The organism is Bacterioplanoides sp. (assembly GCF_965219715.1).
Lineage (GTDB): Bacteria > Pseudomonadota > Gammaproteobacteria > Pseudomonadales > Oceanobacteraceae > Bacterioplanoides.
In genome coordinates, this window is record NZ_OZ244785.1 from 1852031 (window position 1) to 1865029 (window position 12999).

11 protein-coding genes are annotated in these 12999 nt (G+C 48.0%); 5 read left to right on the plus strand and 6 right to left on the minus strand.

Annotated features, from left to right (window positions below):
* Positions 1–8: 8 nt before the first annotated feature.
* On the plus strand, positions 9–1718 hold the full coding sequence (locus ACOQOZ_RS08925; protein ID WP_420591921.1) for a GMC family oxidoreductase: 1710 nt from the start codon (positions 9–11) through the stop codon (positions 1716–1718).
* A gap of 44 nt (positions 1719–1762) precedes the next feature.
* Here ACOQOZ_RS08925 and ACOQOZ_RS08930 read toward each other — a convergent pair whose 3' ends face one another.
* The 4 genes from ACOQOZ_RS08930 to ACOQOZ_RS08945 all read right to left on the minus strand — a co-directional run bounded on the left by ACOQOZ_RS08930 (position 1763) and on the right by ACOQOZ_RS08945 (position 7133).
* Entirely contained in the window at positions 1763–1933 is a 171-nt protein-coding gene (locus tag ACOQOZ_RS08930; protein WP_420591922.1) for a hypothetical protein, read from the minus strand.
* A 46-nt stretch (positions 1934–1979) separates the two neighbouring features.
* On the minus strand, positions 1980–4307 hold the full coding sequence (locus ACOQOZ_RS08935; RefSeq protein WP_420591923.1) for a bifunctional diguanylate cyclase/phosphodiesterase: 2328 nt from the start codon (positions 4305–4307) through the stop codon (positions 1980–1982).
* Positions 4308–4516: 209 nt separating this feature from the next.
* On the minus strand, positions 4517–5497 hold the full coding sequence (locus tag ACOQOZ_RS08940) for a hypothetical protein (protein ID WP_420591924.1): 981 nt from the start codon (positions 5495–5497) through the stop codon (positions 4517–4519).
* A 112-nt stretch (positions 5498–5609) separates the two neighbouring features.
* Positions 5610–7133: an FMN-binding glutamate synthase family protein gene (locus ACOQOZ_RS08945; RefSeq protein WP_420591925.1), complete on the minus strand. Its 1524-nt coding sequence runs from the start codon at positions 7131–7133 to the stop codon at positions 5610–5612.
* Positions 7134–7309: 176 nt separating this feature from the next.
* On the opposite strand from ACOQOZ_RS08945, the gene ACOQOZ_RS08950 reads away from it, so the two are divergent.
* Genes ACOQOZ_RS08950 through ACOQOZ_RS08965 form a run of 4 tightly spaced genes read left to right on the plus strand, consistent with a single transcriptional unit; the run spans position 7310 to position 12065 of the window.
* Positions 7310–8839, plus strand: a complete 1530-nt coding sequence (locus ACOQOZ_RS08950; RefSeq protein ID WP_420591926.1) for a cryptochrome/photolyase family protein — start codon at positions 7310–7312, stop codon at positions 8837–8839.
* 2 nt (positions 8840–8841) lie between these two features.
* Complete coding sequence (locus tag ACOQOZ_RS08955; RefSeq protein WP_420591927.1) at positions 8842–9039, plus strand: DUF2256 domain-containing protein; 198 nt, start codon at positions 8842–8844, stop codon at positions 9037–9039.
* Entirely contained in the window at positions 9029–10486 is a 1458-nt protein-coding gene (locus ACOQOZ_RS08960) for a DASH family cryptochrome (protein ID WP_420591928.1), read from the plus strand. The genes ACOQOZ_RS08955 and ACOQOZ_RS08960 overlap by 11 nt, the downstream gene beginning before the upstream one ends.
* Positions 10464–12065, plus strand: a complete 1602-nt coding sequence (locus ACOQOZ_RS08965) for a deoxyribodipyrimidine photo-lyase/cryptochrome family protein (RefSeq protein WP_420591929.1) — start codon at positions 10464–10466, stop codon at positions 12063–12065. Before ACOQOZ_RS08960 ends, ACOQOZ_RS08965 begins: the two co-directional genes overlap by 23 nt.
* Before the next feature lie 40 nt (positions 12066–12105).
* On the opposite strand, the gene ACOQOZ_RS08970 is transcribed toward ACOQOZ_RS08965, so the two are convergent.
* Complete coding sequence (locus tag ACOQOZ_RS08970) at positions 12106–12441, minus strand: DUF6482 family protein (RefSeq protein WP_420591930.1); 336 nt, start codon at positions 12439–12441, stop codon at positions 12106–12108.
* 183 nt (positions 12442–12624) lie between these two features.
* Positions 12625–12954, minus strand: coding sequence for a hypothetical protein (locus ACOQOZ_RS08975; protein WP_068659300.1), 330 nt, complete (start codon positions 12952–12954; stop codon positions 12625–12627).
* Between the last annotated feature and the right edge of the window lie 45 nt (positions 12955–12999).

Below are 12999 nucleotides of genomic sequence, written 5' to 3' on the forward strand. Positions count from 1 at the left end.
TTGAGACCATGCCCATTTACCAAGCCGATAACCTGCCAGAAACATTTCCCCAGAAATTCGACTTTATTATTGTCGGTGCCGGTTCCGCCGGGTGTGTTCTGGCCAATCGATTATCAGCCGATGGCCAATATTCCGTGTGCTTACTGGAAGCGGGACCTGTGGACAATTCAGCAGCAATCCGGATTCCGGCTCTGGTCGCCGCCCTGATTCAATGGAAAAAATACAACTGGAAGTTTTCCAGCCAGGAAGGCAAAGAACTGAATCATCGTCAGGTGTACAACCCCAGAGGAAAAACACTGGGAGGCAGCAGCGCAATTAATGCCATGGTGTATACCCGTGGCCACCAGCAGGATTACCAGCGCTGGATTTCTGTTGGCGCCAATGGCTGGGGTTATGAGGATTTATTACCCTACTTTCGCGCCACCATGAAACAACAACGGCCACAGCTTAAAGACGATCATTTTCATGGTGTTGATGGCGAATTAGTCGTCAGCGATCTGAATGATGTTCAACCAATCAGTCGCGACTTTGTCGCCGCCGCACAACAGGCTGGCCAACCGTATAATAATGACTTTAATGGCGCAGAACAAAATGGGGTCGGTTTATATCAGGCCACCATTGATAACGGCGAACGCTGTTCCAGTGCCCATGCCTTTCTTCACCCGGCCTTGACACGAAAAAATCTGACGGTTGTTAGCAACTGTCAGGTGAATAAAGTACTCACAGAAACCACGGCGGACGATCAACTGACAGCCACAGGGGTCGAAATTCAGTTATCACGCAAGTCGGGCTCAGTCAGGCATATCGCTGCCAATAAAGAAGTCATCTTATCCGCCGGAGCGTTTCAAAGCCCGCAGCTGTTGATGTTATCCGGTATCGGAGACCCGCAAGAGCTACAACGCCACCAGATTCCGTGCCGTCTGGCGCTGCCAGCCGTGGGTAAACATCTGCAGGAACACCTTGATGTGGTAGTCGTTAACCGGGCGAAACATACAAAGATCAAACGCTCCAGCCTAAGCTTTTCTCCGGCCATGTTGCCACGACTGATCAGAGAAGCGGGGAAGTATTTCCGGCCATTAAAACAACCCAGACATCAAGGGTTACTCAGCAGCTGCCTGATTGAAGCCGGTGGTTTTATTTACTCCGATGAGCAGCAATCAGCACCGGATTTACAACTGATGTGTACCCCGGGGTTATTTGATGATCATGGCCGTAATCTGCTCTTTATGATGGGTTGGGGCTTTTCCATGCACATTACTCTGCTGCGCCCGAAAAGCCGCGGGCAAATACGGCTGAGGGATAATAATCCGGCATCAGCACCAGATATTCATTTAGGTTTGTTAACGAACAAAGAAGATATTCAGCCGTTGATCAAAGGTATTCGCCACGCCCGCAACATCATTCAATCACCAGCACTGGCACAGTATCAGCTGCAAGAGGTGTTTCCGGGTAATCATAAAACCACGGATGAAGAGTTAACCGCTTTTATTCGCGATAAAGCGAACCACGTCTACCACCCGGTGAGTAGCTGTCGTATGGGCACCAGCTCACAAGATTCCGTAGTTAATGACCAGCTGCAGGTGCATCACTGTCATGGACTGAGAATTATGGACGCATCGGTCTTCCCGGATCAGATCAGCGCTAATACCAATGCCACCGTTATCGCCATGGCGGCCAGAGCAGCAGATCTGATTCTGCAGCGTCCTGTACTCAGATAACCAATTCTGCTTTCAGCCATCTGAGCTGGTCTGCTGTCGGCTGTTCAGGAGCTGAAAGCAGCCTGCTCAGTTACCACCTTAGCAACGGCATAAGGCGCAGGCTTTGGCTGACTGGCTTTGAGTGCTTTAGCGCGATTAGCTGAACTGATGCGGCGGCTGCGCTGAGACGCTTTTTCAATTACATAAAAAGCATGGAATTCGTTGTGTGTAGGCATGCCCGTGTTCCTGTCGATTAATTGCAGACACAGGGATGTTAAGACCTCAATCTAAGTTGAGGTCAAGCATTTCACCACAAACATTATCAATCACACGACTGTCGTCGGCTGCCTGAACAAAATGGCACAAAGCCTCAACATCAAGAGGCTTAGAGAACCAGTAGCCCTGATAATAATCACAGCCGAAGGTATTCAGCATACAGGCCTGCTGCTCGGTTTCGACTCCTTCCGCCAGCACCGACATGCCGTAGTTCTTGCCAATAGCGATGATGTTTTTAATCATCTTGCGGGCTTTTTCGTCATGATGAATATCATCAACGAAGCTTTTATCCACCTTCAGTTCATCAATCGGCAATTTCTGCAGCACACTCAGTGACGAGTAGCCGGTACCAAAATCATCCAGCGAGATGTTAAATCCACGATCACGTAACGTAAAAATAACCGAGCCAACGTTATTCATATCTTCGATAAACAGGTTTTCGGTAATCTCCAGTACGATTTCGTGTGGCGAAAACCGGTATCGCTGGATCATATCACCGAGCATTTCAACAAAGCCGGGCTGCAACAGCTGACGTACGGAGATATTCAGCGACAAGTTAAAGTGTTGCGCCAGTGCATCCTGAACCTGGCGGATATCCTGCAAACTGCGCTCAATAATAAAATTGCCCAACTCCGTCATCAGACCACTGGTTTCAGCTACGGCAATAAACTGATCCGGCGACACAAACCCTAACTCGGCGTTATTCCAGCGCACCAGTGCTTCCACCCCGACCAAAGTGCCAGCCTGATCAACCTGCGGCTGATACACCATAAAGAGCTCGTTGCGATGACGCGCCAGACGTAACAGTTGCTCGATGCGATTGTGCCTGAGGTACGTGTCTTCAATTTCGTCGCGATAAATAACAACGCTGTTTTTATCTTTCTTGGCTTCGTACATAGCGATATCCGCCGCACGTAATAATGCGTTCAGGGAATCACCATGCTGGGGATAACGGGCAATACCGATACTGGCGCCCAGATGAAACTGCATATTACGCACGCTGAATACCTTGCCCAGACTGGCAATAATATTCTCGGCACAGGCTTTTAATTCCTGCTCGTCATATTTGGTGGTAATCACGACAAATTCATCACCACCCAGACGCGCTAATAACTCCGACTTATCAATAATACTGTTCAGTCGCTGGGCCAGATCCTGCAATACCTGGTCACCAACATCGTGACCAAAGTTATCATTAATGCCTTTGAAGTTATCAATATCGATAAATAATAAACTGAAACGTTCCACACCAATATCAATCAGGTGAGAAGTCCGATCAACGAGAAAATAGCGGTTAGGTAAGGCGGTTAACACATCGTGAGCCGCCTGATATTCCAGATGGTCGCGCGTCTTTTTGTCGGCAGCTGCAATAGAACGAAATAAGAACAGAATCATCAGCTGTACGACCAGAAAAATCGCCGCGTAGGTCATCAGCGTCGGAATAAATTCCACCACCACATCGTTAAAATCAACCGATGACGACACCCACAAATCGTAACGACTGTCATACAGAGTCGCTTCAATCCGTTGCTTGCCATAACGTTCAACCGTATACCCCAGCGCACCGGTTAACTGACGAATACCTGCAAAGTCGGTATTAGCGGCTTCCATTAAGGCTGAAAAACCATTGTCCAGTGTCGTGTCCGATAAAGGCTTCTGATAAATCGTATCGAGGTTATTGGCATTGGATGAATGGTATTGCAGGTAAAAATCACTGCCACGAATCAGGTTAACCTCGTCGGTGGCACCATAATGCAGGTCTTTCTCAAATATTTTTGAGGCACCACGAATACGAATACCGGCGGTCATCACCGCCAGCACATTGCCGTCGTTATCACGCAAAGCTTTACGAATAGGAATGCCCCACTCACTCATGGCTTTCAGATAATAAGTACGGCCAACGACCATGCTGTATGACGACAATGTCTGGCGAAAGGAGTCGCGGCTGCTTTCCTGTGTCGCCAGGTTCGGCAACAGGCTTTTGTCCTGAGCCGAGTTAACCAGCACCAGTTTGCCGTCCGGACGGGCCAGGCCAAAACCCGACACCCAGGGGTTAACCAATAATAAATCATCGAGTAGCTTGGGCGATTGTGGATGTGTCAGATCGGTGTGTTCACGTAATAATTGCTGGCCTAATACATCCAGCAACATTTCCTGACTGACAAAAACGGCATGAATGGCAGACGCAACCTGCTCTGCCCGGTGGATATGCTGCTGTTTATATTCGTTAACAACACCCTGCCAACGATAACTGGCAATAACGCCAGCTAAAACAATACTTCCCAGCAAGAATATAAAATAGATAGTCCAGATGTTGCGTTTCAGCTGGGCCATGAAACTAAATACCGCATTAAAAAATAGTCACGAGTTTTTGTTATTGTGACAAATATAGTGATAAATCAGTCATCGTCCAGCTGAGGTAACCCCCAGATGACATAAATCAACAAAGTAATTGCTAACGTAACTATCAGTAAATAACCCGGGCTCTATTAACAAGATATAACCCCGGGATCGGATTACTTAATATCCCAGGGTTATATAAATTATTTTTTAATACCAAATAACAGGCTACCGTTTAATTCGCTGACGAACACGCCCGCACCGGTAAAGATACTGCGCTCGTTAGCCGGTGACGTCTGGAAACCGACCCACGGCGAATTATTGGTAAAGCTGTATTTGCGCTTAAAGTCGTCGGAGCTGACGACGTAGTCATTTTTACCCACCCGGGCAATACCACCACGGCCACGATCGTCGTTGTAGAACCAGGTGCCAACATTGTCACCGTCGTTCACCGGTTGTTGCGAACTTGCGAAAATAATACCGGTGCCTAAACCCTGGCTGCTGTAATCACGTAAATCAATCAGAGACACTTTCTGATCTCCGGAGGTAAACATCAGGGCTGTGCCGATATGGCGGCCGTTACGCATCAACTGCCAGCGACCGTCACCCAGGTGTTCCATGGTGCCGCTGGCACGTTTATTACAGCTGTTTTCATCAGCATTGTTTTCACGATCACACTTCACCCAGGTGGCGTCGGCCTTAATCTGGAAAGTGCCATAATCGGTACAGATGGATGGCTGATGGCCACAGAACTGGCCAATGTAATTGTATTTACCGGCACCGGCATTCAGGTCTTCAACCAGGTTCTGAATACCCAGAAACGGAGTGGTCTGACGCGCTTTAACGCCGTTATAGGTGAACTCTTCGGTGATGGCACCCAGCACCAGGCCGTTAGGCAGCAGATACATCTTAGACTGGCTGCCCGCCGCGTTTTCCGAAACGGTTAACGAACCATCCGCTTCCACTTTATAAGTGCCACTACCGGTCTTACCGTTGAGGCCAAAAGCACTGTCGATAATTTCATAGCGATAGCTCTTCTTGCTCTCATTAACGCTGTAACGCAGCAGCTCGCCTTTAGCGGCCACTGCCGTAAATTCACGCACGTTATCGTCAGATTTTTTGTTGTCACTGCCACAACCGGCAATTAACGCTGCCGAAAACACCACTGAGACTAATTTTTTCATAGCCAGGTTTCCTCTTCATTTGTTTTCACTAATGAAAAGATATACCCAAAGCCAATATGAGACAATAATGTCTCATATAAATTTACAGATTATTGAGGAACATCAACTCGCCTCAGCCATGACGAAAATCTCCATCCGAGCGAAAGTCGTTGCTGGCATACAAGTCAGATAACAACACTGCGGCACCACTGGGCTGAACGATACGGGCATGGCTGCGCTTCAGGCGGCGTGGTTCATCAACACCACAAGAGTGCGCAATAATGCCCACTTCCTGAATCATCGAATCAACGTATTGCGCGACACGACGGGCTTTATCTTTAACCACCAGACCATTCTGTAACTTAGGATCGTGTGTCGTAATGCCAGTCGGACAGGTGTTGGAGTTACACTGCAGCGCCTGAATACAACCCAGAGCAAACATAAAGCCGCGGGCAGAAACGACAAAATCGGCGCCGGTACATAAGGCCCAGGCTACCCGATCCGGATTAATCAACTTGCCCGACGCAATAACACGAATCCGCGGGCGCAAATTAAATTCATCCAATGTATCAACCAGCATGGGTAACGACTGACTTAACGGCAGTCCCATATAATCCATCAGCGGTTGTGGCGCCGCACCGGTGCCGCCTTCAGCGCCATCCAGGGTGATAAAGTCTGGAGCAGATTCAACACCCCGCAGCATGATTTCGTGACACAAATCCTGAATCCAGTCCATGCCACCCAGTACGGTTTTAAAACCCACCGGCTTACCGGTCACCGCGCGTACCCGGGCAATCATATCGAGCAAATCATCCACCGAGCGGATATCCGGATGGCCGTTTGGACTGATGGAGTCTTCGCCTTCGGGAATACCACGAATAGCGGCAATTTCTGCGGAGACTTTGGCCCCCGGTAACATGCCACCTTTGCCAGGCTTAGCACCCTGACTGAGCTTAATCTCAAACATCCGCACCTGTTCATGGGCGGCAATGGCTTTTAACTTTTCTTCGTCCAGTTCACCTTCAGGCGTACGCACACCGTATTTGGCGGTGCCAATCTGAGCCACCAGATCACAGCCACTTTCCAGATGAAAAGGCGATACACCTCCCTCACCGCTGTTCATCCAACAACCTGCTTGCTTGGCACCGTGGGATAAAGCCTGAACCGCAGGCTTGGATAAAGCGCCATAACTCATGCCGGAAATATTAATCAGAGACTTGGTGGTAAAAGGATGGCGACAGTTTTCACCAATGGTGATTTCCGCCGGTTCGGCAAAGGTCTTTTTTAATGCCGGGAATGGGCTGTTCACAAACAACACTGTGCCGGGTAAATCCAGCCGGCGGGTAGAACCAAACGCAACCGTAGTATTCACTTTTTTAGCGGCTTTATAAGCCCAGGCCCGCTCGGCCCGATTAAATGGCATTTCCTCGCGATCCATAGCAAAAAAATACTGGCGAAAAAATTCTCCCAGATGCTCAAAGAAATAACGGAAGCGCCCAATCACCGGGAAATTCCGCCTGACGGTATGGCGTGTTTGGGTTACATCAACAAAATACGCAAATACCAGCCACACCAAAGCCGCAAGCGACAAGATGGCCAGTACGCCAAGTAACACCAGCACACCATAAGCAGCAATTAATAAAATATCTTCGGGCATAGTCACCTCTCATCATAACGGCATCAGGTTACTGCCCGGCTGGCGTAGATAAAAGTCAAAGTCGTCAGGAAAGACAGTTTCATTGAGACAAGGCATGTTTACTCAGGTTCATGACTCTGGACTAAAAAAGCCAATACCTATACATTACCTATACATCAGTAATACATGAGTAGGTTATGAAGCTTGGGCTGATACTTGCTGATCAACTGACAACCAATCTCGCCAGTCTGCGCGCACTGGACCCCGAGCAGGATATGCTGGTAATGGCTGAGGTCGCTGAAGAAGCGCAATATGTGGCCCATCACAAGCAGAAAATAGCGTTACTGTTCAGTGCCATGCGTCATTTCAGCGCGCAATTGCAGGCGGCCGGATGGCGTATTCATTACCATCATTATCAACCGGACAGCCCCCATCGCAGCCTGGTAGAAGTTATACAAGCCGTTTGTTTTGAATACGACATAGAGACTTTAGTCGTAACTGAATGCGGTGAGCACCGATTGCAACGAGCGATCGACGAAGACTGGCAAAATCAATTATCGCTGCCGGTTGAGTGTTATCAGGACGATCGCTTTATCAGCTCTCAGGAAGAGTTCAAAAGCTGGGCCAGCGGCCGTAAACAACTGCGTATGGAATTCTTCTATCGCGAAATGCGGCGCAAAACCGGATTGTTAATGGAGCAAGGTGAACCCTGCGGAGGCCAGTGGAATTTCGACCAGGATAATCGCAAGCGTTACAAAGGCGCAGTGGCGCTGGTTCCCCGTATCCGCCACGAGCAGGATGAGATTGACCAGCAAGTGCTTGAACTGGTGGAACGTGAATTTCCAAAACATCCCGGCACTATGGAACATTTTAATTGGGCGACAACCCGGGAACAGGCACAAGCAGAACTCAGCCATTTTATTCAACATCGGTTGCCACATTTTGGCGATTATCAGGACGCGATGGTTAGTGGTGAACACACCTTATTTCATAGCCTGATTGCACCCTATCTCAATTGTGGTTTGTTAACACCGCTGGAAGTCTGCCAACAAGTGGAGCTGGCTTACCAGCAAGGCAAAGCGCCGTTAAACGCAGCCGAAGGTTTTATTCGTCAGATTATCGGTTGGCGTGAATACGTACGCGGTATCTATTGGTTATTAATGCCGCAATACGGACAACAAAACCAATTAAACAACCAGCGCCAGTTACCGGGTTATTTCTGGCATGGCAATACACGCATGAAATGTATGAGTGAATGTTTCGAAAGTACTTTTCGTAATGCGTATGCCCATCATATTCAGCGTTTAATGATTACCGGCAATTTTTCACTGTTAGCGGGCATCACTCCACAACAGGTTTGTGATTGGTATCTGGCGGTTTATGCCGACGCCTATGATTGGGTGGAACTTCCCAACACCCTGGGAATGGTAATGCACGCAGACGGTGGCTACCTGGCTAGTAAACCGTATGCCGCATCGGGTAACTACATCAATAAAATGTCGGATTACTGCAAACACTGCAGCTACTCCGTAAAAACCTCCAGTGAAGAAAACAGCTGTCCTTTTAACAGTCTGTACTGGCACTTTATTCAAAGACATCAGCAACAATTCGAAAAAAATCCCCGTATGGCAATGATCTATCGCAGCTGGACAAAAATGGCAGACGAAAAACAGCAGGCCATTATTCACCGTGCTGAATACCTTCTTGAGCATATTGAGGAGTTGTAACCATGGCGCACAAAAAAGTGAATTTACCGGAAAAAACCTGCCAGCAGTGCCAACGCCCCTTTGCCTGGCGTAAGAAATGGCATCGCTGCTGGGAAGAAGTAAAATATTGCAGCGACGCTTGCCGGAGAAAATCGAAACAAAAATCTCAGCCAGTAACGCCGAATTTATGCCATGCAGGTCAGGTAGAAGATGAATTTTAATGTAATCTGGTTACGTCAGGATTTACGTCTGAATGACAACCCGGGCTTTTCACTGGCCAAACAAGCCGGACTGCCACTGCGGGTGGTTTTTATTATGCCACCGTTCTGGCTAAACCCGGATGAAAAAACGCCTTTCAGCTTGAGTACCCCACCTGAATGTGCAGCGGAAACCGGCCGGATAGGTCTGGCTAAAGCGCGTTTTTTACGCGCATGTTTAATCGATCTGCAACGGCAACTGGCGTTACAGAATATCGATTTTAAGATGGTGTATCAGCAGCCTGACGAATTATTCCGTGATTGGAAAAAACAAGGCATGCAACAGATATTTACCCAGCATGCTCAGGCCCCGGAAGAAAGTTACTGGCTGGATCAGCTGCAACACCAAGCCATACCTTTAACGCTATACAACAACCAAACTTTATTTGAAGCACAACAAATCGGGCATTTATTTGAACGCTGGCCAACGTCCTTCAGTGCGTTCCGACGAAAAGTTGAAAAACAGGCCATTATTCCCGACGCTCCAAAACCGCCGGTAACCATCAGCCACTTGTCCGATCACTTCGATGAACGTATACCATCGATCCCCTGGCATAATGATTTTAACGGCAGTCAACATGCATACAACCAAGAACCCGGACAATCGTTCAGCCTGATTGGCGGTGAAAATGCCGGACTCGCACATTTGTCCTCCTACCTCTGGCAAGCCCGTGGACTGCTGCATTATAAAACCAGCCGAAATCAGCTTTGTGGATTAAATTTTTCATCACAGCTCAGTGCCCACCTGGCATGGGGCGCATTATCTGTGCGTAATGTCTGGTATGAAACCGAACGCTGGGAACAGCAACATGGTGAAAATGAACACAGCCAATGGTTCAAACAAGAACTGTTGTGGCGTGAGTATTTTCATTGGAGTATGCGGATTTACGGTCGAAAATTTTTCCGTTATCAGGGCATTAAAGACGAGCCACTGACACCTCCACGATTTAATGCCAGCCACTGGAATAAATGGGTTGCGGCTGAAACCGGTGTGCCTTTAATCGACGCAGGTATCAAAGAATTAATCGCCACTGGCTACAGCTCTAACCGTATGCGGCAAAACCTGGCCAGTTATTTTATTCAATACCTGAAACTCGACTGGCGCTTAGGTGCCGCCTTTTTCGAGCGCCATCTGGTGGATTATGACGTTGCCAGTAACTGGGGCAACTGGGCATACCTCGCCGGTGCTGGCCAGGATCCCCGCAGCAGTCCGGGACAAGGACGGATTTTTAATATTAATTTCCAGCTGCAAAATTATGATCCGGAATTAACTCATATTAAGTTATGGCTGCCACAGCTGGCACATTACAGCTTGAGACAAATTCAGCAACACAGCCGTGGCGAATCCTTGCTGCCCGATTACCCTGCTCCGATCGCGACGGAAAAAGATGCTGCAACTGGTTTGGTTTAAAAGAGATCTTCGCAGTGCGGATCATCAGGCGCTTTATCAGGCGGCTCAGTCAGGGCCGGTCCTGGCGTTTTATTGTCTGGAACAAGACTATTGGCAACTGCCCGACACCAGCGTGCGCCAGTGGCAATTTGTCAGAGAATCATTATCCGATCTGAATCACCAGCTTGATGGCCAGTTGCAGATATTTCAGGGCAATGTTGTTCAATTGTTGATGCAGCTAAAAAATAAACTGGGTCAGTTTACCCTGCATAGCCACGAAGAAACCGGTAATTACTGGACGTATCAGCGTGATATTCAGGTGGCTGACTGGTGTCGGCAACATCAGATTAGCTGGCAGCAATACCAGCAATTCGGAGTCGTCAGGCCCAATCCCGGACGCGATCACTGGGCGCAAAACTGGCAACGGTTTATGCAACAACCATTCGACACTCCGTCGCACAACTCAATCACAAGCACCATTCAATGGCATGTATTTACCCGGGATCATGAACTGCCTGCTGCTGAGTTGAACAATGATTATGGAAAATTAACACTGCCGTGTCCGGGTCGTCGGTATGGCGGTCGCCAACAAGGGCTGGCGCTGCTAACCGGTTTTCTGCAACAACGCGGAGAGTTTTACCGGTCATCCATCAGCTCACCAATCACGGCTGGGCATGCCTGCTCGCGGCTGAGCCCGTATCTGGCTTACGGTTGCCTGAGTATGCGGGAAGTATTAACCGCCGTGCAGTTAACCCAGCAGCAACAGCCTACCCGTTATTGGAAAAACAGCTTAAAAGCTTTCGAAAGTCGCCTGTGGTGGCACTGCCATTTTATTCAGAAGCTGGAAGATCAACCGGATATGGAATGGCGTAACCTGCATCCGGCTTATAATGAGTTACGCCAGCACTATAATCCGCAGTGGTTAATTGCCTGGAAAACCGGCAATACTGGCTGGCCCATGGTGGATGCCTGTATGCGTTACCTGCATCATCATGGCTGGATTAATTTTCGTATGCGCGCCATGCTGATGTCGGTGGCCAGTTATCCTTTGTGGCTTCCCTGGCAGGTTACCGCTCCTTTTCTGGCGCAACTGTTTGTTGATTACGAACCCGGAATTCATTATCCACAAGCTCAGATGCAGGCTGGTACAACCGGCATCAATATGCCACGAATTTATAACCCAACTCTGCAAGCGCAGAAATTAGATCCATCAGGGAATTTTATTCGCCAGTGGTTACCGGAATTACGCCAGGTACCTACCAGCTGGATTCATCACCCTTGGCTCATGCCGGAAAAGTTGCAGCAATCATACAATTGTATTCTGGGAAAAAACTATCCGGTGCCATTGGTTGATTTCAGCGATGCCTGCCGTAAAGCACGTCATTTAATTAGCGGAGTAAGGGATGCTGACTTCCGCCGGGAAGCGCATCAAATCGGAGATAAACACGGTTCACGTAAGAATCGGAACCATCGTCGCAATGCTATGAAAACGGCTGCGAAAAGCAGTGGTTCAAAAAATAATGGTTTAAAAGCCAACAGCCAGAAGATCAACTCCAGAAAAAAACGTCAGAACAATTCTCAGCAAATGACCTTGTTCTGATTACTGTCATTTACCAGTTATTAAATGTTCTGACAACCGGTTAATGCTCGGTAGCCGAAACGCCGTTAGCACTGCCAAGCTGATTTCTGCCAAAGGGTACCTCAATCGCGTTACTGACTTCACGGATAGGCTGCCCCACCATTTCATCGTAAGCACTGGTATGACGCACGACCAGGTTTTTAATCGGATATTTTTCAAACATCGCCTGGAACGATAAAACATTATGACTGCGCAATAATTTACCCTTATCGTCAGTAATAAATTCTTCTTTGTCATCAATGATTGCAGAAGCCTGATACAGACATAAATCAAGAGAATGGATGATCACTTTTTCAATATGATCCCGCTTTTTTAATGCACTGATTTTAATCGTCATAATACGCAACCTTACCGGAAATAATCGCTGTTATTATAAAGGATCAGAGCAAGATATTCGCTGAGTTCAGTAATAAAAGTCACATAAAAAAAAGCCCGGCATATCTGCCGGGCTTTTCACTGGGTGCTAACCTACAGGGTGCTTTATTCGATGGACTCCGGATTCCTTTTCCGGAGCCTCAAATCAGGCTGCGGGTGTAATGTTTTTTACATTCTTCGCGGTAAAGTATGCAAAGCCACCTTCAGAATCACCCACCTCAATACGGTTAGGCGACAGCGGTGAGCTTTTGATTGCCGCAATGTAAATACCATGGCTGGCCACCAGATTTTTATTCACATCACTGAACTGAGGTTGAGAGAAGGCAAAGGTCTTACGCTCGCAATCCCGTTCCAGTGTCAGAATTAATTGTGCATCCGTTAATTCGTTAGCCCGTGAAAAGTTCACATAGGTAACGCGATATCCCTGATCGAATTCGTACAAATTTTGTTCAAGAGTTTGACGACTGATGCTCATAGGGGAAATAAACCTGTATCGGTAACAACTTAATTATCTTTAGGT

Excerpts from the sequence above, each read along its gene's own strand:
- ACOQOZ_RS08925 (WP_420591921.1), top strand. The coding sequence starts at position 9 with ATGCCCATTTACCAAGCCGATAACCTGCCAGAAACATTTCCCCAGAAA.
- ACOQOZ_RS08930 (WP_420591922.1), bottom strand. The coding sequence starts at position 1,933 with ATGCCTACACACAACGAATTCCATGCTTTTTATGTAATTGAAAAAGCG.
- ACOQOZ_RS08935 (WP_420591923.1), bottom strand. The coding sequence starts at position 4,307 with ATGGCCCAGCTGAAACGCAACATCTGGACTATCTATTTTATATTCTTG.
- ACOQOZ_RS08940 (WP_420591924.1), bottom strand. The coding sequence starts at position 5,497 with ATGAAAAAATTAGTCTCAGTGGTGTTTTCGGCAGCGTTAATTGCCGGT.
- ACOQOZ_RS08945 (WP_420591925.1), bottom strand. The coding sequence starts at position 7,133 with ATGCCCGAAGATATTTTATTAATTGCTGCTTATGGTGTGCTGGTGTTA.
- ACOQOZ_RS08950 (WP_420591926.1), top strand. The coding sequence starts at position 7,310 with ATGAAGCTTGGGCTGATACTTGCTGATCAACTGACAACCAATCTCGCC.
- ACOQOZ_RS08955 (WP_420591927.1), top strand. The coding sequence starts at position 8,842 with ATGGCGCACAAAAAAGTGAATTTACCGGAAAAAACCTGCCAGCAGTGC.
- ACOQOZ_RS08960 (WP_420591928.1), top strand. The coding sequence starts at position 9,029 with ATGAATTTTAATGTAATCTGGTTACGTCAGGATTTACGTCTGAATGAC.
- ACOQOZ_RS08965 (WP_420591929.1), top strand. The coding sequence starts at position 10,464 with ATGCTGCAACTGGTTTGGTTTAAAAGAGATCTTCGCAGTGCGGATCAT.
- ACOQOZ_RS08970 (WP_420591930.1), bottom strand. The coding sequence starts at position 12,441 with ATGACGATTAAAATCAGTGCATTAAAAAAGCGGGATCATATTGAAAAA.
- ACOQOZ_RS08975 (WP_068659300.1), bottom strand. The coding sequence starts at position 12,954 with ATGAGCATCAGTCGTCAAACTCTTGAACAAAATTTGTACGAATTCGAT.